This is a genomic window from Flavivirga aquatica (assembly GCF_001747085.1).
GTDB lineage: Bacteria > Bacteroidota > Bacteroidia > Flavobacteriales > Flavobacteriaceae > Algibacter_C > Algibacter_C aquatica.
In genome coordinates this window covers 186047-211100 of the sequence record NZ_MDJD01000028.1, presented here as the reverse complement: position 1 = coordinate 211100, position 25054 = coordinate 186047, and the positions used below count along the sequence as shown (strand labels likewise).

Here is a 25054-nt window from a genome sequence, read left to right as displayed (position 1 = left end):
CTATTTATTTTTTAATATGGAGTTATAAATTATCATTAACCGTTTTATTGTAGATTCTTCAGAATAATTCTTAGAAATATCATTTTTAAATGCATTGGCATACTTAAATCTAAGCATTTCATCTTCAATATATTTTATAATTGAATTAGTTAATGCTTCTACATTTCTAGGCTCTATAATCAAACCCGTTTTATACTCCTTTACAACTGCAGCACATTCTCCTACATTAGTTGTTATTGTTGGCAAACCTGCTAAACCATATTCTAATAAGGCTATAGGAAGCCCTTCTGATTTTGATGACAATACGCCAATATCACATTGTTTTATAATATTATTAATATCCGATTTACTTCCGTACAGAAACACTTTATTTTCTATAGCTAAAGTTTTAACCTGCTCTCTTAAAGCCTTAGAATAATCATCTTTAAAATCTTTACCTACGCAATGAAGTGTCCAATCTGGATACTTTTTATTAATTTTTGCAAAAGCTTCTAATAAAATAGGATGGTCTTTTTGAGGTCTTAAATTGGCTAAATGTAAAATACGTTTATTATCCGCTCCTAAAAGTTTTGTTATTGGTTTTATTTTATCTTGAATGGCAAAATTAGGCAAATAATTCACTTCCCTAGTTTTTAGATATTTTTTTGTCCATTTTTCTAAACTTCTATTTACCGAAAGGGTATATGAAAAGTAACGAGAACAATAATAAAGCGCTTTAGAGTTATTTCTTTTATCTACAAACCTATCACACCCATAATGATCATGCCATACTAATTTAACTTTCACGCCTAATATCTTTATAATTGTAGCAATAAAAAAAGATGAAGAATGTGCATGAATAATATCTATTTTATGCTGCTTGATATAAGTTTTTAATTTTCTAATGGCATTAATATCAATTGTTTTTTTTCTATCGAGAAATATATAACCTACTTCTTGTTTTAAACTCTCTTTTAATACGCCTTCTTTACGCGATGTGCATAGAAAAGATCTATCTACATTAGATACTAATGCATTCGCTAAGTTTACAGAAACTCGTTCTGCTCCTCCTGCTTCTAAAGAATCTATTAATTGTAAAACGCGCATTAATGTTTAAGTAGTTTAGCTATTTCTTTTTCAAAAGTTTCTAAGGTAAAGTTTTGAGACCAATTTGCTCCTAACTTAGACATACTTTTTAATAAGGTTTCATTTTTTAAATATTTTTTTATTTCTTCTAATGCCTCTTTTAAATTAGAATTAATTAAAATACCACGCTTACCGTAATCTAGCATATATGGGACGCAAGATATCTTTGTTGAAATTGGTATTAATCCAAAAAACATAGCTTCTGCTATGGCTTTAGGCCATCCCTCAGACTTTGATGCTAATATTAAAAAATGAGCCTTTTTTAAAGCTTTTTTCAATACTTGAATATCTTGATTTCCATGTAAAGTAATAAACTTTTCTAATTTATTATATTTTATATATTTATTTAATTCTCCTTTTAAAATGCCATCTCCATAAATATCTAACTTAATATTATAACCTTCTACCAATAACCCTTCTATTATTTTTACAGCAAATAATGGGCGTTTGCCTTTAACTAAAGTCCCCACAAAGACAAAACGTAAATCACTCGTGTAATTACGCGCTTCTGGTAATTTTTTTTCTTCTTCTTTAAAGGTTGCTGTAAAAAATGATTTTATGTTCTTTGATTGATTTTTCCAGTCTCCATAAACCAAAACATGTATTTTCTTAGTTAAAAATGTATTACGTAATAGCCATTTTTGAAACTTGTAACTTAATGGTTGTTTAGCTTTAGGATCCCAATTGCCTGCATATTTTGCTGTCTTCGTCTTTTTTGGAAATAATATTTGAACTAAACAGCCTAATAAACCTATATTTCCAGGACAACGTAAATGAATATGATCGGCTTTTTTACATGCTTTAAATATTGTTAAAAGTATTATAGGTATTTTTAATATAGATATTATAATTTTACTAAATGATGTAAATTCGATAGCTGGAATAATGTTCAAAAAAAGCTTATCATGCTTGTAGGCCATGTCTATTTTTGATGTAGGCTTAGTAATTAATGGTGCTATTACTTCTACCTCATCGACATGTTTTAACCATAAATTCATTTCACGAACATAGGGCGCATAGGCATATAACAAATTGTCTTGTTTTTTATGTTCTACGTGTGAAATAATTAAAAATCGCATGATTCCACTTTAGGTTTATTAAAAATTAGTGACCACCATCCAACTACTCTTCCTATACTTTCTGTAAAAGCTTCTTGTCTTTTACTTGAAGTTAAAATATTACTGAACCTTATAAGTGTTAATAGAAATGATGTGGCATGCCATTTTAGTTTAGCTTTTAAAATTGGCTTTGGATATTTAACTCTCCATACATACCATCCATTTCTAATAACCATTTTTCCATAATAATATTTATTAGGTCGCCCAGAAGCATCATGATAGTGCGATAACTGTGCCTTAGTATTTATGTATAATTTACCTCGTTTTGCTAAACGTAATGAAAAATCGGCATCTTCATATAATCCATAGCCCTCAAAATAAGGCGAAAAGTTTAATTCTTTAAAAATTTCTTTTTTATAAGATGATACACCTCCCATAATTTGTTCTACTTCATATATTTTATTTGAAGGTGGTAAAAAACTAACTGCTCGACCATGAGAAAACGTAGGCATATAACCTGGCTGAACATCTGGTAATAACTTAAACATTCTTCTTACTTTAAAACGAGAAGGCTCATTACGCATCCAATCTTCAAAATAAAACTTACTTTTTATCTTAGTTGATGATGCTTGTTCCCATTTAACTTCATTAGTAATATATCCTCCAACAGCTAAAGCATCTTCTTTCTTATTGTAGGTAGAAAGTAATACTTCAAAATAAGTTTTAGTTAATATAATATCGTCATCTAAAAAACATATAATTTCAGAGTTTTTATCTACTAAATTAATTCCAAAATTGCGCTGTTTAGTTAGTCCTCTATCTTTTACACCTACCTTGAAATATTTTAAATTTTTAAAGTTATTTTCTTTTAAAGTTTTTTCTGTTTCTTGATTTGTTGATCCATCGATTATTAAAATCTCATTAGGATGTAACGTTTGTTCATTTACCGATATAAGCAAATCTAAAACAGGCTTTGGCCTCATATAAGTACATATAATAAGTGTAAATGATTTATACATTATTTCTGTTTTCTATATTAATAAATGAATTATGTATTTTTATAAAATAAGCATCTCGCCTTAAATGTGTTTCCCAAAGCATTCTATTACTTTTTTGAAGTGCTTGAAATTCTAAGTTAGATTTAGACTCATGAAATTCTAATATTTTTTGTGCCAAAGTATTACTTTTATTTTCTTGAATAATAACAATATGTTTTTCCCATTTTATTTTATTTTCTAAAGGTAATCTACAATCTGTATTTAATAAAACAGGAATTCGTCCCATGGCTAAAGTCTCATAAAATCTAACTGAAAAATTACCTACACCACGACTACAAAATGTATACGCACTGTTATACATATTTTCATAAAACTCCTTGGTCGATTGTTCTTTTTCTATCTTATTTTTCACTCCGCCTCGATAATTATTACGCAATATAAAATCTGTATCTATTTTTTTATTTCGAGTAAGAATTCCTAAATAACGAGCTCGTTTTATACTTGAAGGATAAAAAGTCTGCTTATCTTCTAACTTATTTTCAAACTTACGCTTTAAGTTTGATTTTAAATAACTTAAATACTCTTTTACAAACTTAATTAAACCAGATTGGGAGTGTCCAACAAAACCAATATTAGGTTTAGTCTTTTTTTCTAATGTCAAAAAAGACTGCTTTAAAACATTTTTATAAGGATCATTAATAAATGAGGGCAATATAAAAGTATTACTATCTAACTTTGAATTAAAACCGCCTAACCTAAAATTATAACTATTTGGAATATACACAGTAAATCCATAATCTCCCGAAGTATATATCCAAATTCGTTTCTTATATTTTTTAGCTTCATCGTTTAAATTCTTAAATGCTTTATTAAACTTATAAAAGGAATTATAATCGATTGGAAAAACTACAATATCACAATTTGCAATGGTATCCGTTAATTCATAATAGTTGAGTAAAGTCGTATTTTTTTGAAAATGTAAATCAAACAACAAAGGAAAAACATGTCTCCTATGTACTTCTGTTAAAAATGTTTTATCCGTGTATAGTTTAAGCATTGTTTCTGTATTATAATTTAGTACTCCAATGCAGGCTTTGTTCCCATTGTTTTTTAAAACAAGCAATTTGTTTAAAAGGACTAAAAATAAAATTTGATTTAAAAAGTCTAAAAAACAATACCATTTTGTATCCTTTTATCTGTTTTTTTGTGAAATAAGTTTGATTAAGTAATTGTATAGTTGGTGATGGTTTTGGTTGTATCGCCTCTTCTGCCCATAGTTGTTTAAACTTTGTTCTGTACCCGCCTATTGGGGCTTTTAGATGCTTTATTTTAACTTTTGAATAAAATATAACATCTTCCCCTAAAGTTCGTAATTGCATGCCGAACTCATTATCTTCTCCATAATTAAACTCAAATTTTGTATTGAAACTTACGTTTTTTAATAAATCTGATCTTAAAATACTATTACCTGCCCCAAAAATTCCTGTTTGAGCTGTTTTAAAATACGTTTGTTTTTCGTGTGGTTGTAAATATACCGTGGTTCCTACTTTATTTCCTGTTGTTTCTATGTTTTTAAATAAATCTTCTATTAGGTTAGGTTCAAATCTATTATCATCATCTCCCAAGAACACCCATTCACTTTTCACTTCTTTTAGAGCCAAATTTCTGGCATTACAAACTCCTAATTTATTTATAAAATGATGCTTTATTTTAAAAGGCCAATCTTGATTTGTTAAATAATCTAATTTTGATTTTGAATTGACTTCTGAGTTTTGCTCAACAATAATAATATTTTTTGGTAATATTGTTTGCTTAGAGAAATCTTTTAAAACATTGTACAAATACTTTTCTCTTCCTATGGTTGGAATAATAACATCTATTTCCCTTTTATCTATAAGTTTCCTTTTAGATTGAATTTTAATAGCTTCTAAATTAAAATTGGTATTTAATTTTCTATAAAATAATGACCTTAAAATTGGGAGTATCACTAGTTTTTTTTCATAAATTACCAAACATATACTCATAAAAAATATCCATACCCATTTGTAATGTTGTTTAACAAATTTAAATAATTGATAAATTGAAGCTTGCTTTGTTTCTAATTTTATTAAAGTTCCTTTTCTTAATAGTTTAGGTTCTGAATAACAAAAAAGACCTTCTACCATAGCACGTTTTGCTAATGCATTTAAAAAATAATTAAAATTTGTATTAAAATTTAATTCTTTTTTTAAATTTAAAATCACTGAAGCATGTATTCCTCCAACTGCATTATTCATAATCCATGTAGGATACGATACATCTTTTTTTATCTTTAAAAAATATGAGCGTTCAATATACCCGATAGATTCTGGTAAATATTCTTTATCATCTGGAGTATACGTTGCTAAAATTCTTTTGTGATGAAAAATACTATTTATACCGCTTGTATTTATATCATCCTTATAAACATCATGACACCACATAATTAACTTTTGCGGATACAATTCTGCAACACTTAATAATACTTTTGTTGTTTTTTGCCCTATATGGATTGAATTATTATGCTCTTGATGGTCTTCAAAAACTTGAGTAACAACGTTATTATTATGTATTAATAAAATCATTTATAATTAATCTGTTATCATCTTAAATGGTTTATCTCCAATAATAGCAGCATATTTAGAAAAGCTACTATGATACATTTTATCTATTTTTATAAAATAAACAACTTCACTATTGGCTATCATAAAAAAGTCTATCAATGTTTTTAAATGAGCATCTAAAGTTGATTCTTTAGTAAAATTATCCATATGAAATGGACTGCCTTCCACCAAATTTACTGTTTCCTTTTGTTTAATTTTATTTAAAAAATTAATACTATCAGAAAAGGCATAACACTTATGGTTATTAATTGATAAGATTGTTTTAATTTTCTTTTGGAGCTTCAAACATAAGGCTTCTTTTTCATCATCTAAAAGCACCAACTTTGTGGTATCCTTAAAATCGCCCATTAAGCTTGTAAAACGTGTATGAAAGCTAATATATTTATCTTTTTCTATGTTATTTAACTTCGTTTTTAAGTGTATGGTTTTATTAAATAGTTCGTTAAAATTTAAACGCCATTTAGTCTCTAATACTTCTACATTTTTTTTAGGATAAAATATTTTTAAATAGTCTATGTTGGCATATACTATGAATGTATGAGCTCTTGCTTTCTTTATTTCTTCTAACGGATTTGCATCAAAATTATTAACAGCATAAATTAGTTTTGTACCAATAGGATTGTATTTAATTGCAGCTTCATCTATTCTCCAAGGCACTAAATTAGGCTCTAAAAAAGCATCTAATGGGAAAGGATTATTAAATTGAATAAAAAAATCGTAATCTAATATTTTAGAAATTTCATAAAAAGACAAAATCCCTTTTAATCTATCTACCAATCCGCCATGAGGCAACACTCCATTAAAACAAATAATAATTCGTTTTTTACCTTTATAAGTTTTAAAGCTAAATTGCTTTGAATGGTAGCTAAGTAATTTTGCCTTTTTTAAAATGATACTTAGCTTTTTCTTAAAATGTTTAACAGACATTATGCATTTTTAATTACCAATTCGTAATATGCTATATTTTGATGTACAATGTTTTGAATATTAAATGTTTTTTCTACTTTAATTCTAGCCGATTTCCCTATGTTTGAACACAAAACATTATCGTTTAACAATTTTAATATTGCTTCTGAGTATTTATTAATATGAGATGGATGTACTAAATACCCATTTATACCATCGTCTATAATTTCTTGTCCCCAACCTATGCTTGTATTTACTACAGGTTTTTGCAATGCCATAGATTCTATAGTTACCATTCCTAAAGTTTCTGCAAAAGATGGAAAGGTGCATATATGTGCTTTTTTAATTTGTTCTTTGACTTCAGAATATGGTACTTTACCTAAATAGCTAGCATTATTTTTTGCTTGCTCAGAAAATTTATCTTCCATTAATTTGTATGTTGACTGGCTTCCCGTTTTTATATCTGGCGCATCACTACCTATTAATTTAAGTTTAGCATTGGGGTTACTTTTTACTACTTTATTAAAAATTTCTGCGAGTTCTAAAACACCTTTTTTTCTAATAATTGTACCAATATAAAGTATGGTGTTTTCATTATAGATTTCTGGTGAATCATTCTCAAAATGTTCCAATTGTAAACCATAATGAATCGTTTTAATTTTTCTTTTATCTAATCCGAAAATTTTTCGAGTTTCTTCCCCTGCAAAATTAGTAGGAGCGATAAATGCTGATGCTTTTTTTAAAGCTAATTTTTCAAAAACAAAATTCTTGAATTTTTGCTTTCTTTTATCTAGTTTACAGAAATAGGCATCACTTCCATGAAAACGAATTACTAATGGTACTCTAAAACTCATGAATGCTGTTATACCTGTCCAATCTGGAGCTTCAAGAATATCTATATCCTGATCTTTAACAATCGTATTTACATATTTCTGAATATGCTTTCTGTAAAAATACCATGAAAAAAGTTTAAATTTTTTATTTTTAATAAGATGTATTTTCACACCTTCTTCTTCAAGAATTTCATTTACATCTTGATGGTATACAAAAATCGTTACATTATTCCCTTTTCCAACTAAAGCTAAAGCCAAATTTTTAATACTAGTTGCTATTCCTGCTGATTGCTTTACCTTAGGATGTGGATATTCTGATGTAATAATGCCGATATGCATCTTTCTAATCTTTTCTTTCTAAACTTATTTCTATACACTTTGGGCGATTCTTCCCATCAAAACCTCCTGATGGGTTAATACTTAGATGAACTAAATGAAATTGAGCAGTACAGTTTTTTATGAATTGATATACTTTTTCATGATTTTTATGTAGGTCATGAAACTCAAAAACCATTGCTGATATTTGACTTAAATTAGAACTAATTTTGTCTAAAAAGTCATACTCACTGCCCTCAATATCTAGCTTGATTAAAATATTATTTTTAATTTGAAATTCATTACTTGCTATTTCAAACAAACATTCTGGTTTTCTTAGCCATTTTTTTAAATGCACACATCTTTTATTTCTTTTTAAATAGTTAAACATAAGTGCATTAAACAAGTATCTTATTTTATCTGTTTTTTTAAAAAACAAGCGGACTAACCCTTTAAAAATTAATTTACCCCCAGAAACTGTGGGATCTACCATAATAATTTTTAATTCTTCATTAAATCTAAAGGCATCATATTCGAACTCTAAATTTGAAGAAATTCCTCCGCTAAACAATAATTCTGACTTTTTTAAAGTACTTGGTTTTATAAAGTAACCTCCGTCTCCAATACTTCCAAATCTAAAAAGTGCGGTATCTTCCTCTAAAAAATCTTCTTTTATTTTATTGAAGTAATCCTCTAACATACAATTAGTTTATAAGATCATTTATAATACCCCATATATTTTCTGAGGCCTTTTGAGGTGTCTTTCCTGCTACTATTTCAAACCATTTTAACCCTTCTGAAACATTAGATGTTTTTCCTTTTAAAATAGCTTCTACTAAAGTTTCTAAATCGTTTTTATTTGTACAAAATATTGCTGCTTCTTGACTTGGCATAGACCTAAAATGTACATATTCATAATTTTGTCCTATATCTCTAATTCCTTTTTTAAGCTGTGGTTGCTCATAATTATAATAGATACAGGGTTTATTATGGGCTACAAAATCGAAAACTGTAGAGGAACACACGTTGGTAACAAATTCGCTATGTTTACAAACATTATACAACATTTTAAAATCCTCTTTTGCTGGCAAAACTTGGTTCCATTGATCTCCAACTTGCTTCCATATAGGGTCTATAACTTTAATAATATCTTTATTAGCTTCTATTACGGCGTTATATCTGTCTGTAAAATCTACAGGGCATTTCCTGTAAATAATACCTAAACTCTCTCCTTTATTATTTAAGCTTCGTACTGCATTTGCTAAATCTTCTAAGTAATATTGATCTAATGGAGATGTGGTTTCATCATCACCTGAATAACAAATGTATTTTTTATTTATATCTAAATTATTCTCTTTAAAAAAAACTTCCTTTGTTTGTAATAATGAGGTATCATAATGAGGTTCAAACTGAGGCGTTCCTGTTACAAACACTTGTTCTTTTTTTACAAAAGGATAGTATTGTAATACTTGCTGTTTCATTAAATCACTCCAAACAAAATAATAATCGGTTTCTACAACCTGCATCGCTTTAGGAACATTATCCCATGAATATACAAAAGCAACAGTTGGTATTCCTAAATCTTTTGCTGCTAATAATGCACTTATAGATTGTGTAGAGCGTTGCGTTGTACAAAATACTAAATCTGGTTTATGGTCTTGTAATTGTTGCTTACAATATTTATATTTTGATGTAGACCGCTCTAATTCATTTATTTTATTACGCAAACGCACTATCCCTTTTTCAGAAGAATGTAACCCAATTAAAGTTTTTGTATATAGGCTCTTAAAAGTATTTTTTAAGTTTTTATAATTAAATGGGAACTTATATGTTGGATAAACTTTATCATTAAATTTATCTCTGGATACATTCAATTCTGCTCGCTTTCTAGCTCTAGAATAAATGGGCAATAATTTATGAGCTGTATGGTCTTCTATTTTTACCTCATTAAAACCTAAATTGTCTTTTAATGAAAATACTGTGTTATTCCAATAATGAATATCAAAGCCCATTTGTTCTCCAATATCTTTAAAATTTGTAAAGGCAAAGTTTCTTAAACCTACGCCATCTGGAAAAAAAACAAATACTTTTTTCTTCTTCAAAACGAAATTATCCTTTTTGATTTTTCAATTTATTACGTTGCACTTCCTCTATTGGTAATATATCTTGGCTCTTATAATTTAAAGCTTTATAAACAGCATTTAAATCTCTTGATAGTTTCCTTAGCCCCATAGGTTCTAATGAAGCTGCATGGTCTGTACCTTTCCATGTTCTATCTATTGTATAATGCCTTTCTATAATATTAGCGCCTAAAGTATAAGCAGCTACATCAACAGCAATACCTAAATGGTGCCCAGAGAAACCAATATGCTTTACATCATTTTTATATTTCTCTATCAATAAATTAATATCTAACAAACAAACATCCTCAAAAGGTACCGGATACCCAGATGTACAATTATAAAGTACTAAATCTTTATTTCTATTATGTTTCTTAAAAAGACTAACTAAATCCTCTATTTCATCTTTAGTTGTCATACCGGTAGAAATATGCAACTCCCCTTTATAATTTTCACATAACCATTCCAACATCGTTTTATTGTTATTACATGCAGATGGAATTTTTATAAATTCTGGATGTAAAGATGCTATTTCTTTTGCTGATGTAAGATCCCAAACTGAAGTTGAATAAACGATTCCAATCTCTTCACAAAAAGATTTTAATGCTGCATGTTGGTTTACATCAAACTCTAAATATTCTCTATGTGCTCCATAAGTATCTCCATAGGAATTAATTGGATTTGGGTGTGGTTGGTTATATTGTTCTTTTGTTAATAATTCTTTATTATTACGCTTTTGAAACTTTACTGCATCAACGTTACAAAATATTTTAGCCACCTTAATAAGCTCTTTAGCAATTTCCATTTCCCCTTTATGATTGCAACCTATTTCAGCTATTATATAAGGCTTTTTGTATGTATTCATATAATTTTGAGAGATTTTAAAATCTTTTATTGTAATTCATTATAAATTGACTTGCCTCTCGTATAGCTCCTGCTCCTGAGTTTTTAGAGAGTACAATATCTGCATTTTGTTTTACTATATCTGTAGCATTATTGGGTGCTAAGGACCAACCTACACTGCAAATGTTAGTTAAATCATTAACATCATCTCCAACATAAGCGATATTACTTAAAGTAATGCCTTGATCTATAATAATTTTATTTAGTAAAGTAAATTTATCTTTTACTCCTAAAAACACGTGTTCTATTTTTAGTTTATTCATGCGTTTAGCAACTAAGGCAGAGTCTTCTGAAGTCATTACCATGACCTGAACATTAAATTGTCTTAGAATTTCAAGTCCCATACCATCACGCATATCAAAATTTTTAGTGTGCTCTCCTTCTTTTGTATAGGTAATAGTACCATCTGTAAAGACACCATCTACATCCAAAACAACATGTGTAATTCTATCTGATTTCTTTTCTCTTTTTTGCCTTTCCATTAGTAAGCTTTCAACAGCAATCCAATCTGATTCCGTATCTATTTCTAATAAAGAATCTTCTGCCATTTTCACTACAGCAATTTTGTCTCCTAACCTATTTTTATTATTCTTTAAGGCTTCCTTTGTAATAGTATAAACGGCTCCATTTTCTACTAGCATACCTTCAAAATCTTGACGCCTAGGACGGCTTTTAGGATTGTAATTTATAGGTGTTCCATTTTCATTCCATAAAAAACGGTGGGTATTCACAACGGTTAATGCTGAATCGTAACCTTCAGTTAATTTATTCAAACAGTCATTAATATTATCCCGTTGAGTAAAAGGTGATGTTGCTTGAAGTAAACAGAATACATCAAAATTATAGTTTAATTTATCGCTAAATTCTAATATTGCAAATTCTGTTGAAGCTGTATCAGTGGCACTCGCTTCACTTCTTAATATGGCTTTAACTTTTGGCGTCCAATAATATTCTTTTTTCACAAAATCGATAAGATCTTGGTCATCTGTATAAATATAAACTTCATCTAAATTAGAAAAAATAGCTTCTCCTAAAACCCATGTAAATAATGGTCTTCCAACCATTTTACGTTTATTCTTATTTGGTATTCCTTTAGATCCTTTTCTAAGAGGAATAAAGCCAATTTTTTTCATGTGTTGGTTAATTAAAACTTTTTTAAGAATAGCTAAAATACACTTTTTTTAAGATGATAATGTTTTTTTAAAGACAAAACATCTCTTTAAGTTTCACTTACTATTAAGTATAAATTCACTAATTTCTGAAGTGAATATTTCTGCTCCTTTTTTTAACAAATGTGATTCGTCTCTATAATAATCTTTATTTTTATATTTTGGATTTAAGGTATCATATACCAAAATCCTATTTTCTTTTTTAATTAATTTCCTAAAGCGCTTATAAAAGCTCATATTAAACCTACTATGGTTTGGAGGAAATACAAAAATTAGTTCAATTTCTTGTAATTTACATAAAGCCTGAATTTTATAAAAACTATCTATTTGTTCTTGCTTTTCATCTTGTTTAGAATATATTTCAATATTATTATTGAATGTCATTATTCTTTCTTTTTTTGAAGTAATAATTTTTGAACCATGAGAGCTCATTATATTAATAGGTAGGACATTAACTTTTTTAAGGTTAAAATCTTTTTTACTAACTCGTGACACACAGAAAAACTTTGAAAGTATATTTTTTTTATTCCTTTTTATAAGTTCATTATTAATATAATTATATTTTTTTAATGGGAATAAACGATCTATTCTAAAATTTAAAGTTTTCTCTTTTTTAAATTCATAAACAGGATCTATAACTAAAAACACTTTTTTAGGAGGCTTATTATATTTTAATAAGGTAGATAAGATAAATTCGTGAAAATCAATATTAGAACCTCTATACGATAAATTATATGTACTAAGTTTTGTTTCTTGTTCAAGTTGTTTGGCTATAATATTATTTGCGCCTCTTGACGAACCAATAATTACAACATCTTTATTCATCTCTCCTTTTAAAATCAATTCTAATCGCTTATCATACTCTTTAGTTGGAGCATGTTGTATAAAATAATAGCATCCCTTTTCTACAACAAAGAAAATAATGCTAAATAGAATAATATGTTTAAGAAAATGCTTCATTTAAAATTGAAAATAAATAAAATCCTGTTGCGATTCACTGCTAAATATAAAAATCAATGCTATTACAATCATATAAAAAGCCCATCTTAAGCCTCTTGTTTTTTTCAACCAAAAAGTTTCTATTGCATATTCTTGTTTTCTACCTATCCACTCTACACTCATAAAAAGAACAATTAAAACTAAAAGATTTGTTGGTCTTACTTCTGGTATTTTTAAAATACTTACACTAAATATGCCTTTAATGTAAGAGAGCGCATGCCCAATAGTTTCTGCTCTAAAAAAAACCCAAGTTATTACAGTTAATCCAAAAGTTAATAACATTGACGTGAACTCTTTAAAATTAGGAAGATTTGAATTTTGAGCTACAACATTTAAATGACTTCTATTCTTTTTTGCTAATAACAATGGTATAAAATATAATGCATTTAATCCTCCCCACACTACAAAAGTCCAATTAGCTCCATGCCAAAAACCGCTAACTATAAAAATGATAAATGTATTACGAACTTTTGTCCATATACCTCCTCTACTTCCTCCCAAAGGGATATATAAATAATCTCTAAACCAAGTTGATAATGATATATGCCAACGTCTCCAAAATTCTGCAATATCTCTTGAAAAATAAGGGAATGCAAAATTTTGTTTTAAATTAAAACCGAATAATCTTGAGGTTCCTATTGCTATATCGGAATATCCAGAAAAATCCCCATAAATCTGAAATGTAAACAAAACGGCTCCTACGAGTAATGTACTTCCTGAATAATCTTCAGAATTATTGAAAATAGTATTTGCATATGTAGCACAGTTATCTGCTATAACAATTTTCTTAAAAAAACCCCAAAGGATCTGTTTACATCCATCCACTACTTTTGAATAATGAAACTCTCGCTTTCTATAAAATTGTGGTAATAAATTAGATGCTCTTTCTATGGGGCCAGCTACTAATTGAGGGAAAAAACTAACAAAGGCTAGAAATGAAATAATATCGTCTGTGGGTTTTAAATGTTTTTTATAAACATCTATAGTATAACTTAAGGTTTGAAATGTGTAAAAACTAATACCTACTGGCAATATAATATTTAAAGTATTTGGCGTTATTTTATTTCCAAATAAAGAAAAAGCTTCTACAAAGCTATCTACAAAAAAGTTATAGTATTTAAAAAAGCCTAATAACCCTAGATTAACTATTATGCTTAGCCATAATAACAATTTACGTTTAGAAGGTATTTTTTCTTTTTTTAACTGTTTCCCTATGGTATAATCTACTAAAGAACTAAATATAATTAAAGATAGAAAACGATAATCCCACCAACCGTAAAACACATAACTTGCAATAACTAATAATGCATTTTGAAACTTTAAACGCTTTTGTACAACAAACCAATATGTTACAAATACTATTGGCAAAAAAAGAGCAAAATCTATAGAATTAAATAGCATTTAATTAGAGTAATTTAAAGATTTTAAACTCAGTTTTTTTTGTATGGTTGCTTTTTTTACTGGTTTTCTATATTTCAATATTTGTGGTAGCTTAAATAATGTTTGAAAAAATACGATTGCAAAAGATTTAAAATAACGACTATCCTTTAAGGCATATTTCATAAAATTATGCCACAAAGCTTTTAGTACTTTTAGTATTGGTTTGGGATAATACACTAAATAAAATCGAATTGTATTTCTTAACTGATGCTGAAATCTGTAGTAGTTTCGACCTTGATGTTTTCGTTTTTTAACATCTACTCTATGATTTACTTTTATTTTTGGTTGATACAATATATCATAGCCTAAATCTAAAACCTCAATAGCTAAAGCTGGTTCTTCTCCATAAATATTCATCCAAATAGGAAATCCATTTGTGGTATCGTAAATTCGCTTTTTTATAGCAAAGCCACAGCCTACAAAATCGTTAGTTAAATGAGATTCTCTATGTTTTATCTGTTTTAAAGCTTCTGAGTCTGATTTAAATAAACCTCTAACTTCTTGAAAAGCAATAATACCTATATTTGATTTAGAATTAAATGTTTTTTCAACCTCTAAAATAAAATTTGCACTTAATGGATGTGCATCATCATCTAAACCTATAAAAATAGCTCCCGTTGCTTTTTTATACAATATCTGTCTTGCTGGAGATGCACTAACACTCTCTTTAGAAATGGTCCATTTAACCCAATCAAAATCACTAGTAATATCTTCTGTTTTAGAACACCCATCGATAAAAACTAATACTTCATGAATAGATAAATCGATCAATTCTTTTAACTTATGTAAAGTAAAAGCTAAATCTTGTGGTCTATGTTTTGTTACAATTAAAAATGAAATTTGCATTTAAACTGATGTATGTTTTATATTTTGATATAGTTTAATAATTTCTGGTTTCAAGGTACTACGATTATAATGCGCCTTTATAAAATTGACATTAAAATCTTGAGCTTCCTGCCTTAAAGTGACATCTTCTATAGCTTTTTCAATAAGCATTACTAGAGCATTAGCATCTAATGGATTTTCTATTAACAAACCATTTTTATTAGCTGTAATAACTTCTTCTGTAACCTTACCTGGATTAGATTGAATTGGAAATGCCCCCATAGCCATAGCTTCTAATAAAGCATTTGGCATCCCGTCTGATAAGCTATTTGCTATATGTATACAACTTTCTCCCATAAGTGCAAGTAAATCTCTATTCTTTATAAATTTATATCTTGAGTGCACAATAATGTTTAAGCTTGAGAGTACTTTGGAAGCTTCAATTAACTTTTTAATACTATCATCTGCACTATAAATTACTATAGTTTTTTTCTTTAATATTTCTTTTGAAACTAACTCTAAAGCCTTTAGCACTATAGATGCTTTACCTACACCATCATCATATCCTTTTATTAAAATAGTGTGTCTTTGATTAAACTTTTTAATTTTTGACATGTCTATTTTTAAACCTCCATTACCAGGAAATACGCCAAGGTATTTCGCTTTAAAGCCATTATTTTTTGCTATTTTAAAATCGCGCTTACAATCGGTTATTAAATAATTGGTTCGTTTAAAAAAAGTATTGACTTGTGTTTTAGTAAGTCCCAATTCTTTAAAATAAAACAAATCACTACCCCAAGAGGAATATATTAAAGGCGTTTTATTTTTTTGCATAATTGGTAGAACAGGTAACCCTGATAATTGCATTTCAAAAGCATGTACGATATCTGGTTGTATGTTATTATAAGCTTTTTCGAATGCTGATAGTACATTATTTTCGTTATACTTTTGAATATAATTATATAATTTTGGAAATTGTTTTTTTATTCTTTGTCTAAAAATAAAATTGTATTTTAATTTCCATCCTTTTATTTGGGTTACCCATGGTATTTTATTCGATTTTGGACCACCATCTGTTACATCAAACCAAAACACTTCAAATCCAGAATCTTCTAATTGGTTTACCCATTGAAAAAAATGATGATTTGGTATGGCAACCATGAGTATTTTCATTCTTAGAGTTTAAATAAGGGTTTAAATTTAGTATCTCCTTTTTTAACTATTCTAAAAATAGAATAGAAAAAAGAAATTCTAAAATACTTTCGTTTTAATTTTAAATTATAACACAAGTGCTCTGCATTTATAAAATTTAAACATTTTTTTGCTGATTCAAAATTACGTTCTGCTAAAGCTACTTCACTATAAAATTGATTTATTGAAGAGGTTTCTCCTACTCTATAAAAGATTAATGACTGATTGATTATGGCTACCTTTTTTGTTTCAAAAAGTGCTCGTGCATATAATTCATGATCTTCCAATATATGTAAATCTTCACGAATTGGTAAATAAGGTTTTAAGCTCTCTGTTTTCCATAGTGGCGCAACCATCATCATAGGGAATGTGCCACATACAAAATCTTCAAATATGTTCTTTGATGGTAAAATATTGGAAGTTAAATCTTTTTCTATAAACAAATTAGCATTAAATGCCCCTGCAAATGATTTTAATTTACAAACAACTAAATCATTATTTTTAATAGCTTCTCGTTTTAACTTAAGATGATCTTTGTGCATAACATCATCACTATCAAAAAACTGAATATAACTACCTTTTACTTTTGTTATTGCTAAATTCCTGCAGGCGCTTGGTCCCTTTATTATATGGCTTGGTCTTTTTAATAATTTAAAACGCGTATCATTTTTAATAATTCGCTTTGTTACTTCTATTGTATTGTCTGTACTACCATCATCCACAATAATACACTCCCAATTTGTATTGGTTTGATCAATAATAGATTGAAGGGTTTCTTCTATTAAATGTTCTCGATTATATATAGGAATAATTATAGAAATCATTATCTAAAAAATACTATTTTAAGAATATAAAATTGAGACTTAAAAATGTCTAAATAAGACATTTGAGGGTTAGAATAAACCAAATGTAGTCTTGAGTAATATTTAACAACATCCTTAATACGCTTTATTAAACTAGTTTCAAATCGTAATCCTGCATAAAATGACCATAACGTTTTTTTTGAAATAACTTTGTTAAATACATTGCCCAAATTGAAATCTTTGTCTTTTGCTAATTTTAAACATTGAAAACGGCAATAAAATACATCATACAGCTTTTGTTTAGTTACATTTACCTTTGCACTTATTTGACTATCGTGTCCATCACCACTTCTTATCGTAGCTAGTACTTTATCTAAAATTTTAAAATTAAATAACTCTACAGATAACATTCGTATATGAAACTCATTATCTTGATAGCGTTGAATTGCTTCATCAAATAGTTTTTTATCTTTTAAAAAATCATGTTTCCACATGAAACCACAGGTTTGAATTTCAATAAATTCCATAGCATAATTATAAAATAGAGATTTTCCGTTTTTGTATTCAAATTTACTATCTCTAAATTGAGTTAATTGATAATTTGCATAATTATTTCTATGAATTACAGCATGAGTTTGGTTTGTAAAACTTTTAACCTTTTCTTCTAGAAAATTAGGTTGCATTAAATCGTCACTATCAAACCAATTAATATATTTTCCTTTGGCTAAAGTGAATCCATAATTTCTACAACTGTTTGCTCCCTTAATTAAATGCTTTGGTCTTTTAGCATATTTAAATCTACTATCTTGTTGGATATATTTAGCTATAGTTTTCTCTGTATTATCGGTACTACCATCATCTACAATAATACATTCCCAATTCGTATAAGTTTGTTCTATTATACTATCTAATGTTTTTTTTACAATTAACTCGCGATTAAATACAGGTATAATAATAGAAACCAATTCTTTATTCATAATTATTATCTAAAAAATTAGCTAATTGAGTTTTGTTTAATCCTTTAAGTTTAAAGCTTAAGTTCTTAAATAGTTTATTATAAAATAGCTTTCCAAATAGTTTTTCTGATATTATATAATTCAATTTACTAGGTTTAAGCTTTTTCAGGTCATTAAAATCTTCATATTTTTTAGTTTCTTGAATTAAATTATCGAATTCGTCAACCATCCAATCTTCTAATTTATTCCCTAAATGATACGCATAATTATTGTAGGTTGCTAACCTATAACCTCCCGATTTTATAACAGGTATATCTGTGTATAGTTTTTCGCTATTTCCTCCAAGTAAATAGTCACTATTTCCTTCGGGTAACAATTTAAATACTTCTCTTTTATAGGTTCCTACAAAATGTGCATTTCCTACGACTGCTAATGTTTTATTCTTAGCTTCTAACGTAAGTACAACATCTTTGAGTTTCTCACTTAAATAAGACCATCCCAGACTATTAGCAAATCTGGTCATAGCCTCAGGATTTTTCACTTTTCTAAACTTTAATTTATTTGAAAAAAAATAGCGAAACCATATGTTTTTAGTATACCTTAAATGTGTTCTAAAAATAGGTACAGGACTTACCATACCTGCTTTAGGATATGCTTTAAAAACTTTAATAACTTCCTTTTCCCAATTATTTAAAAATAAAACATCGGCGTCTGTTATGGTAATAAGACGCTCTTCAACTGTTCTTAATGCCTTTAATATACTATTTATTTTACCTATGGCTTCTTGTTCTATAATTAACTCATCAATATCCTTTTTTTGATATAACTCAAACAATTTATTATTAACTTCTTCACAACAGTTATTACTTATTACTGAAATTTTAACTAGAGAAATGCTTGTTCTATTAATGGAAAACAAACACATTTTAAAAATTTCGAAGGCCTCTTTATAGTAACCCTCCAAATTTGGAATATATAATGGAATTATAATCCTATGACTGCAATCAGCCAAATTTAATAATTCATTTTTTGATATATTTTTTCCTTTTCTCATGCTTAAAATGGACAAGAGTTTAATAATTCTTTTTGTCTGGTTTGAAACATTTCTATTTCCGGAAGTAATATCGCTTTATTGTTGCTAAAAAGCGTATTTATTTTTTCTTCATTTAATGCCTTTGGGTGGATTGATATTACCTTTTTGTAATTGATATTCATCGATTCAAAATAATCGTAAAACTTGACATCATCACCCGATAAATTATCTAAAAACTTGACCCAAATTGAAGATATTCTATAAGCATGTCCTACAATTACGCCGTGTAATGAAGATGAAATAATTTGTTTACATTCTAAAATCTGTTCTGTTGTTTTTTCTACAGAATTAGTGAGTAAATTAATTACTTTTATCTGTGGATTATTTTGAAATAACTTAAATACTAAATTATAATCTACAAAATGAGGAATAATACCTATATCATATTTTTTAACTCCTTTTGACTTAATAAAATTGGGTAATAAAATAGCAGGATCTCCATATACTTCTGGAACATTATACCCTAACGTTATTAAACGTTTTCTTGTTTTAGGTCCTCTTACTGCTAAAAAAGTTGCTTTACCCACATCTTGATTTTTAGTAATAATACCACTACCCCATACTATTGCATTTTTATTGGCTGCTCCTATTACACTACCTATTACAATATAATAGGGTTTTATAATTTTTTTTAAAATTTTATTTAATGGGTCTCTGGTTGCAAATACTTTCTTTTTAGAAAATTTTTCAACTAAATATTTAGACATTAAATCGCCATAGTTTTGCAACTTATCTGCTCTAAATTCTTTCCACCAATGTAACCTTATTATCATTTTTTAATTGTTATAGACTACATATCTATTTAAAAACCCGAAACCTATTTTTAATAAGAATTTTGAAACTAATAATTTTATCTTAATAATCTTTCTACTTCCCCACTTATTATGAAAAATAATAAGTCCTTCTATCATTTTTCGATTATTTAAAACCCATGTCCAGTTTTCTCTAATAATATATTTTGGAGTGTCTTTTGGTAAATCGCCTTTAGGTTTGGATATTGATTCATTACTGCTACTTTGCCATTCTAAATGTTGTACCAAGGCTTTTGTTACTAATGCATGTTTAATATTATATTTTATTAGCTTCATGGCATAATCATTATCTGCATAATAAAAATTAAATCTTTCATCTAATTTTTTAATGCTTTTAAACACCTTTTTGTCTGCTATGATACACCACCCAGTAAGGTGTTTTTGTATATCATAACCTAGCACAAAATCATTTTCAGCTATACTTTGTTTTGGTAATTTATTTGATTTAGAGTCGTATGGCGAAAATGAAAGTATTTCTTTATTAAGTTTACGTACTTTATCTAATTCGACCAACCAATTTTCTGAATAAACAACATCATTATTACTTAACACATACAAATCTCCTTTAGCATTATCAACACCTATATTTAAAAAAGTATGGAAATTAAATTCTTTATTAGGTGTAACAATTTTTAATTTGTCTACTTTATAATTATAGGCTACTTTTTTATTACTTTCAACCAAAATGATTTCATAGCTAAAATTAGCTTTTTCTGCACTTAAAATGAAACTTTTAAAACAATTTAAGTTCATTTTAAAAACATCTTCGTTATCTGTTTTTGATAATACTATTAATGATATTAAAGCCATTATCTAAATATTCTATTTTTTAATTTTGAATAAAACGTTTTGCTAAAAATTTTTAGTCCCAGTATATCCATATGATATTTGGGAAGTAAATACCAATTCCAATTTTTATTATAGATACATGTATTTAAAAGACTATCTACATCGTTTTGCTTACCAAAATCACCAAAATTATTTATTTGTATATAAACTCTATTTATCCACATTTTATTAGGTATTTTTTTACTAATACCATTTAAAAATCTAAAATCTGAACCTTTCCATTCATCCCATTTTATTTCATCCTTGTATTTAGAATGAAACATAAAACAACATGATCCAATTTTATTAATCTGTATAGACTCGTCTTTAAAATTTTTAGCTTCGGGTAATGTTCTCCCGTCTGGATATCGCATCTTCCAAATTAACAAAGTTTCTTCGTTACAATTTTTTAAAACGTCTACAATTTCTTTAAATACTTTATTATGAAGCAAGTTATCGTCATCATCTAAAAACATTACCCATCCTTCTTTTACTTGCTCTAACAATTTATTACAGTGCAAATTATAAGGTGCATGTATATATCCTGACGCACTCTTTTTATTACTCTTTTCTATTTTATTTACTTTAACAGGTACAATGTTGTCTCCTTTTATATAATTATAATCGCTATCGTTTTCATAGGATACTATATGCTGTGTTTTTTTATAGGTTTGGTTAGATATTGAACTGTGGCACCTTAAAAAACCTATAGGTCTTGAAGCTGTTCTGGTTAATATATTTATTGTTGGAGTTTTCATTTTTTATTACAACTAGAAACTTTTCTTTAATCTCTATTTTCTATTAAAACTTATGCAAAAAACCTAATCTCACTAATAATTTAATTATCCTAGACTTTCTTAAATTATCTACAATCGATTTATAGAATAAAACATCTTTAACGTCTTGAAAATAGGACCTGTATTCATTTTCTAAAACTTGTTTTCTTTCACTTTGCCTTATCTTTTTATTTGCTGGGTTTGAACTAATACCTCCATCAAAATAAAAAGTACTTAACGTTTCATCTATTTGTATGTATGATGCGTTGTATTTACAAATGGCATCAATAAAAAATTTCCAATCTGAGACTATTTTAAATTGCTCATAATATAAGCTTGTCTTTTTAAAAACTTCTTTGTTTATAAATGTTGCTGGATGTGGTAAAGTATCTTTTGTAAAATATGAAAAGGATAATACGTTTGGATACGTCTTTATATATGCCTCTTTACTATCAACAACATTTAAGTTAAAATAAATAATATCTTTATCAATTATATACTTACTATATTGCTTTAAAACGTTATCCTTATAAAAATGGTCTCCACTATTTAAAAATAGCAAATATGTTCCTTTGGCTACTTTTATACCTTTATTCATAGCATTATAAATACCTGAATCTGGTTCGCTTACCCAATAGCTAAAACTATGTTTATTCTCTAAAATAACATCTTTACTTCCATCTGTACTACCGCCGTCAATAATTATATGTTCATAGTTAGATGATTGTTGGTTTTGAACACTCTTGACTGTAAGCTCTAAACCTGCTTTATTATTATAATTTATAGTAATAATAGAAAGATGAAACATACTTTAAGAACTTAAAATTTTATAAATAACTGTAATCTCATTTTTTACAATACTAGAAAATAAGATTATTTTCATACAACAATAAATTTATTATTATTATATGAATATGTGATTTCTATTCTTCTTAAATTTAGATAGCTTTCTTTTTTATTTAAAAAATATTGGGTATTCAAAATTTTTATTTTTTTTAAAACTGCTATTATTATATCTAAATTCTTTATTTTTTTTAACGCTTTTTTTTCACTTTGTGTTTGTTTGTACTCATTAATTACTAATCTTACTTCCTCTAAATAGTTAGCCATTTGTTTTCCTGATAGTTGACCTTCTCGCTTTCTCCATGCTCCTATTGGAAGGTTAGATGTATATAATTTATCATACTTAAAAAAGCGAAACCACAACTCGAAATCTCCAGCTAATTTTAAATCTCTTCTAATTTCACTTCCTGCTTTTTCCCATAAAGTACGCCTCCAAAAAGTAGATTCTTGCTGTATAAATTTATATTCATGATTCAAAAATTTTAGCAAACTAAATTTTTTAGGATAAAAACTATTAATTAATTGTCCTTTTAAATCTATAAAACCATTTAGACCTTGTACCCAATTTACATTAGGTAAGTCATTAAATATAGCATTCATATGCTTAAAAGCATTGGGCATTAAAATATCATCGCTATTAATCCAAGCCATTATATCTCCAGTAGAGTGCATAAACCCTTTATGAATGGCGTCATACATACCTTTATCTGGTTCACTTATCCATTTTGTAATATGCTTATCATATTTTTTTATAATATCTAATGTACCATCATTACTACCTCCATCAATTATAATATATTCTAAATTTTTATAATCTTGATTTATAACTGATAGTATCGTTTGTTCTATAAACTCAACTTGATTATAAACTGGTGTTATGATTGATATTTTATTTTTTTCTTTCAAAATATGATAGATATTTTTCAACATCAAAAAAATGCTTTTCTATTTCGGATAACTTATCTTCATTTAAGTTCCACCAGTTAACTTTCAACATTTCATTAATAATCTCGTCTTTAAACCTATAATTAATTATTTTAATAGGGTTACCAACAGCAATGGCATAAGGTGGAATATCTTTAGAAACAAGAGCTCCTGCTCCTATAACTGCTCCATCTCCTATAGAAACACCATCTAATATGGTAACATTCATTCCTACAAAAACATCATTACCTATAGTAATTGGAAGAGATTCTTGTAATTTATCTTCTTTAGATAATGTCATTCCATTTTGCTTTCTTGTGGAATAAAACATAGGATGTGTTGATATTCCATTAGTAGGATGATACCCCCAACCTGACATTAAGTTTGGCCCAATAGAGCAAAATTTGCCTATAATTGTATTACTTATTACTGAGTTTTCTGCGATATATGTATAGTTTCCTATTAAACTATTTTTAATCCTCGCTAAAGGGTAAATTTTGCAATGATTACCAATATAAGTTTTATTTAAATTAACTTTTGGTATATTTTGAATGGTATTTTTAACATCTGGAAATACTTTAAAAAATAAACTTCTAAGTTTTACTTTTAGCTTTTCTTTATATTTCTTCTTAGATAAGTTTAATTTTTCTTTATAAAAAGCTTTTACTAGTTCTTTAGCTTTTTCATTTTCAATAATATCAACCTTTTCTATTTTTATATTATCGGCTAAAATAGGATTCTTAAACTTTTTATCTTTTCCTTTATGAACTCCTGTGCTATCAAATCCTATATTATCAACAAGAGATTGTTTTGGATATAGTGTTAGCCCATTATTTAACAATACTGATGTATGCCACTTAATAAACCAAGTATTAAGTTTTCCTGTAATATTATGTGCTAATTGGCTACTTAAATAATCTCCTCCAAATTTATCTAATTCGTAAACGAGGTTTCTATTTTTTATTTCATTCCATAAATAAACAGAATCTTTATTAAAATTAGTCCAAGATTCTTTCCATGTTGCCCATCCCCAACAAAGTGGCACGTTAAAAAAGAAGGTTTCTGGTAGTTGGTCTTTATGAGGGTACATGTAACCTGAAATATGCATAACTCTATCTTCGTTTTTATAAAAAGATAAAGCGTCATTCATATACTTTAAAAAACCTTTGGACGTAACTATATCATCTTCCAGAACAATAATATTCCCATCCTTCTCAATTATTTCGGTAACTCCCTTTATTATATTTGAAGCTAATCCATAGTTTGTTTTATGCTCAACAATATGTACTTCTTTACACCATTGTTTTTCCTTAATAACATTTCGAACCTCTTGAATTTTTTCTAATTCTTCATTAGTAGCATTCTCTTTTGGTCCATCACTGTATATATAAAGTGTACTTTCTTTTGCCAAATCATTTAAAAACAGGGCTTCTAGTACCTTTCTCGTATGAGCTGCACGATTGTAAACAAATAATATAATGGGAGCTAGTTTCAA

The 25054-nt window shown here is 27.5% G+C and carries 24 protein-coding genes; all 24 read right to left on the bottom strand.

Annotated features, from left to right (window positions below):
- Window positions 1-1086 (bottom strand): glycosyltransferase, encoded by a 1086-nt coding sequence (locus tag A8C32_RS06055; RefSeq protein ID WP_069829543.1) that lies wholly within the window; start codon window positions 1084-1086, stop codon window positions 1-3.
- Window positions 1086-2204 carry a glycosyltransferase family 4 protein gene (locus A8C32_RS06050; RefSeq protein ID WP_069829542.1) on the bottom strand — a complete coding sequence of 373 codons (1119 nt, stop codon included), beginning with the start codon at window positions 2202-2204 and terminating at the stop codon, window positions 1086-1088. The genes A8C32_RS06055 and A8C32_RS06050 overlap by 1 nt, the downstream gene beginning before the upstream one ends.
- Window positions 2192-3202, bottom strand: a complete 1011-nt coding sequence (locus A8C32_RS06045) for a glycosyltransferase family 2 protein (RefSeq protein WP_083253266.1) — start codon at window positions 3200-3202, stop codon at window positions 2192-2194. The genes A8C32_RS06050 and A8C32_RS06045 overlap by 13 nt, the downstream gene beginning before the upstream one ends.
- Window positions 3195-4238, bottom strand: a complete 1044-nt coding sequence (locus A8C32_RS06040) for an exostosin domain-containing protein (RefSeq protein WP_123803334.1) — start codon at window positions 4236-4238, stop codon at window positions 3195-3197. The genes A8C32_RS06045 and A8C32_RS06040 overlap by 8 nt, the downstream gene beginning before the upstream one ends.
- Window positions 4239-4248: 10 nt before the next feature.
- Entirely contained in the window at window positions 4249-5784 is a 1536-nt protein-coding gene (locus A8C32_RS06035; RefSeq protein WP_069829540.1) for a glycosyltransferase family 2 protein, read from the bottom strand.
- 6 nt (window positions 5785-5790) lie between these two features.
- On the bottom strand, window positions 5791-6750 hold the full coding sequence (locus tag A8C32_RS06030; protein WP_069829539.1) for a hypothetical protein: 960 nt from the start codon (window positions 6748-6750) through the stop codon (window positions 5791-5793).
- Window positions 6750-7901 carry a glycosyltransferase family 4 protein gene (locus tag A8C32_RS06025; protein ID WP_069829538.1) on the bottom strand — a complete coding sequence of 384 codons (1152 nt, stop codon included), beginning with the start codon at window positions 7899-7901 and terminating at the stop codon, window positions 6750-6752. Before A8C32_RS06025 ends, A8C32_RS06030 begins: the two co-directional genes overlap by 1 nt.
- A gap of 4 nt (window positions 7902-7905) precedes the next feature.
- Window positions 7906-8577: an FkbM family methyltransferase gene (locus tag A8C32_RS06020; protein ID WP_069829537.1), complete on the bottom strand. Its 672-nt coding sequence runs from the start codon at window positions 8575-8577 to the stop codon at window positions 7906-7908.
- Between the two features lie 4 nt (window positions 8578-8581).
- A complete protein-coding gene (locus tag A8C32_RS06015; protein ID WP_069829536.1) occupies window positions 8582-9979 on the bottom strand; it encodes a glycosyltransferase family protein in 1398 nt (465 codons plus the stop codon).
- Between the two features lie 7 nt (window positions 9980-9986).
- Window positions 9987-10862 (bottom strand): N-acetylneuraminate synthase family protein, encoded by an 876-nt coding sequence (locus A8C32_RS06010; protein ID WP_069829535.1) that lies wholly within the window; start codon window positions 10860-10862, stop codon window positions 9987-9989.
- 16 nt (window positions 10863-10878) lie between these two features.
- Window positions 10879-12033 carry an acylneuraminate cytidylyltransferase gene (locus A8C32_RS06005; RefSeq protein WP_069829534.1) on the bottom strand — a complete coding sequence of 385 codons (1155 nt, stop codon included), beginning with the start codon at window positions 12031-12033 and terminating at the stop codon, window positions 10879-10881.
- A 93-nt stretch (window positions 12034-12126) separates the two neighbouring features.
- Window positions 12127-13029 carry a hypothetical protein gene (locus A8C32_RS06000; protein WP_069829533.1) on the bottom strand — a complete coding sequence of 301 codons (903 nt, stop codon included), beginning with the start codon at window positions 13027-13029 and terminating at the stop codon, window positions 12127-12129.
- Window positions 13030-14469 carry an MBOAT family O-acyltransferase gene (locus A8C32_RS05995; RefSeq protein WP_069829532.1) on the bottom strand — a complete coding sequence of 480 codons (1440 nt, stop codon included), beginning with the start codon at window positions 14467-14469 and terminating at the stop codon, window positions 13030-13032.
- A complete protein-coding gene (locus tag A8C32_RS05990; RefSeq protein ID WP_069829531.1) occupies window positions 14470-15354 on the bottom strand; it encodes a glycosyltransferase family 2 protein in 885 nt (294 codons plus the stop codon).
- Entirely contained in the window at window positions 15355-16506 is a 1152-nt protein-coding gene (locus tag A8C32_RS05985) for a glycosyltransferase (RefSeq protein ID WP_069829530.1), read from the bottom strand.
- A gap of 2 nt (window positions 16507-16508) precedes the next feature.
- Complete coding sequence (locus A8C32_RS05980; protein WP_069829529.1) at window positions 16509-17348, bottom strand: glycosyltransferase family 2 protein; 840 nt, start codon at window positions 17346-17348, stop codon at window positions 16509-16511.
- Window positions 17348-18304, bottom strand: a complete 957-nt coding sequence (locus A8C32_RS05975) for a glycosyltransferase family 2 protein (RefSeq protein WP_069829528.1) — start codon at window positions 18302-18304, stop codon at window positions 17348-17350. Before A8C32_RS05975 ends, A8C32_RS05980 begins: the two co-directional genes overlap by 1 nt.
- Window positions 18297-19337, bottom strand: a complete 1041-nt coding sequence (locus A8C32_RS05970) for a glycosyltransferase family protein (protein ID WP_069829527.1) — start codon at window positions 19335-19337, stop codon at window positions 18297-18299. Before A8C32_RS05970 ends, A8C32_RS05975 begins: the two co-directional genes overlap by 8 nt.
- 2 nt (window positions 19338-19339) lie before the next feature.
- On the bottom strand, window positions 19340-20149 hold the full coding sequence (locus A8C32_RS05965; protein WP_069829526.1) for a polysaccharide pyruvyl transferase family protein: 810 nt from the start codon (window positions 20147-20149) through the stop codon (window positions 19340-19342).
- Between the two features lie 3 nt (window positions 20150-20152).
- Entirely contained in the window at window positions 20153-20998 is an 846-nt protein-coding gene (locus A8C32_RS05960; protein ID WP_069829525.1) for a glycosyltransferase family 2 protein, read from the bottom strand.
- Window positions 20998-21774, bottom strand: a complete 777-nt coding sequence (locus A8C32_RS05955; protein ID WP_069829524.1) for a hypothetical protein — start codon at window positions 21772-21774, stop codon at window positions 20998-21000. The genes A8C32_RS05960 and A8C32_RS05955 overlap by 1 nt, the downstream gene beginning before the upstream one ends.
- 43 nt (window positions 21775-21817) lie before the next feature.
- Window positions 21818-22600 carry a glycosyltransferase family 2 protein gene (locus tag A8C32_RS05950; protein ID WP_069829523.1) on the bottom strand — a complete coding sequence of 261 codons (783 nt, stop codon included), beginning with the start codon at window positions 22598-22600 and terminating at the stop codon, window positions 21818-21820.
- A 71-nt stretch (window positions 22601-22671) separates the two neighbouring features.
- The gene (locus tag A8C32_RS05945; RefSeq protein WP_165605798.1) at window positions 22672-23541 is read right to left on the bottom strand and encodes a glycosyltransferase family 2 protein; all 870 of its coding nucleotides are present in this window, start codon (window positions 23539-23541) and stop codon (window positions 22672-22674) included.
- Complete coding sequence (locus A8C32_RS05940) at window positions 23525-25054, bottom strand: DapH/DapD/GlmU-related protein (protein ID WP_069829521.1); 1530 nt, start codon at window positions 25052-25054, stop codon at window positions 23525-23527. The genes A8C32_RS05945 and A8C32_RS05940 overlap by 17 nt, the downstream gene beginning before the upstream one ends.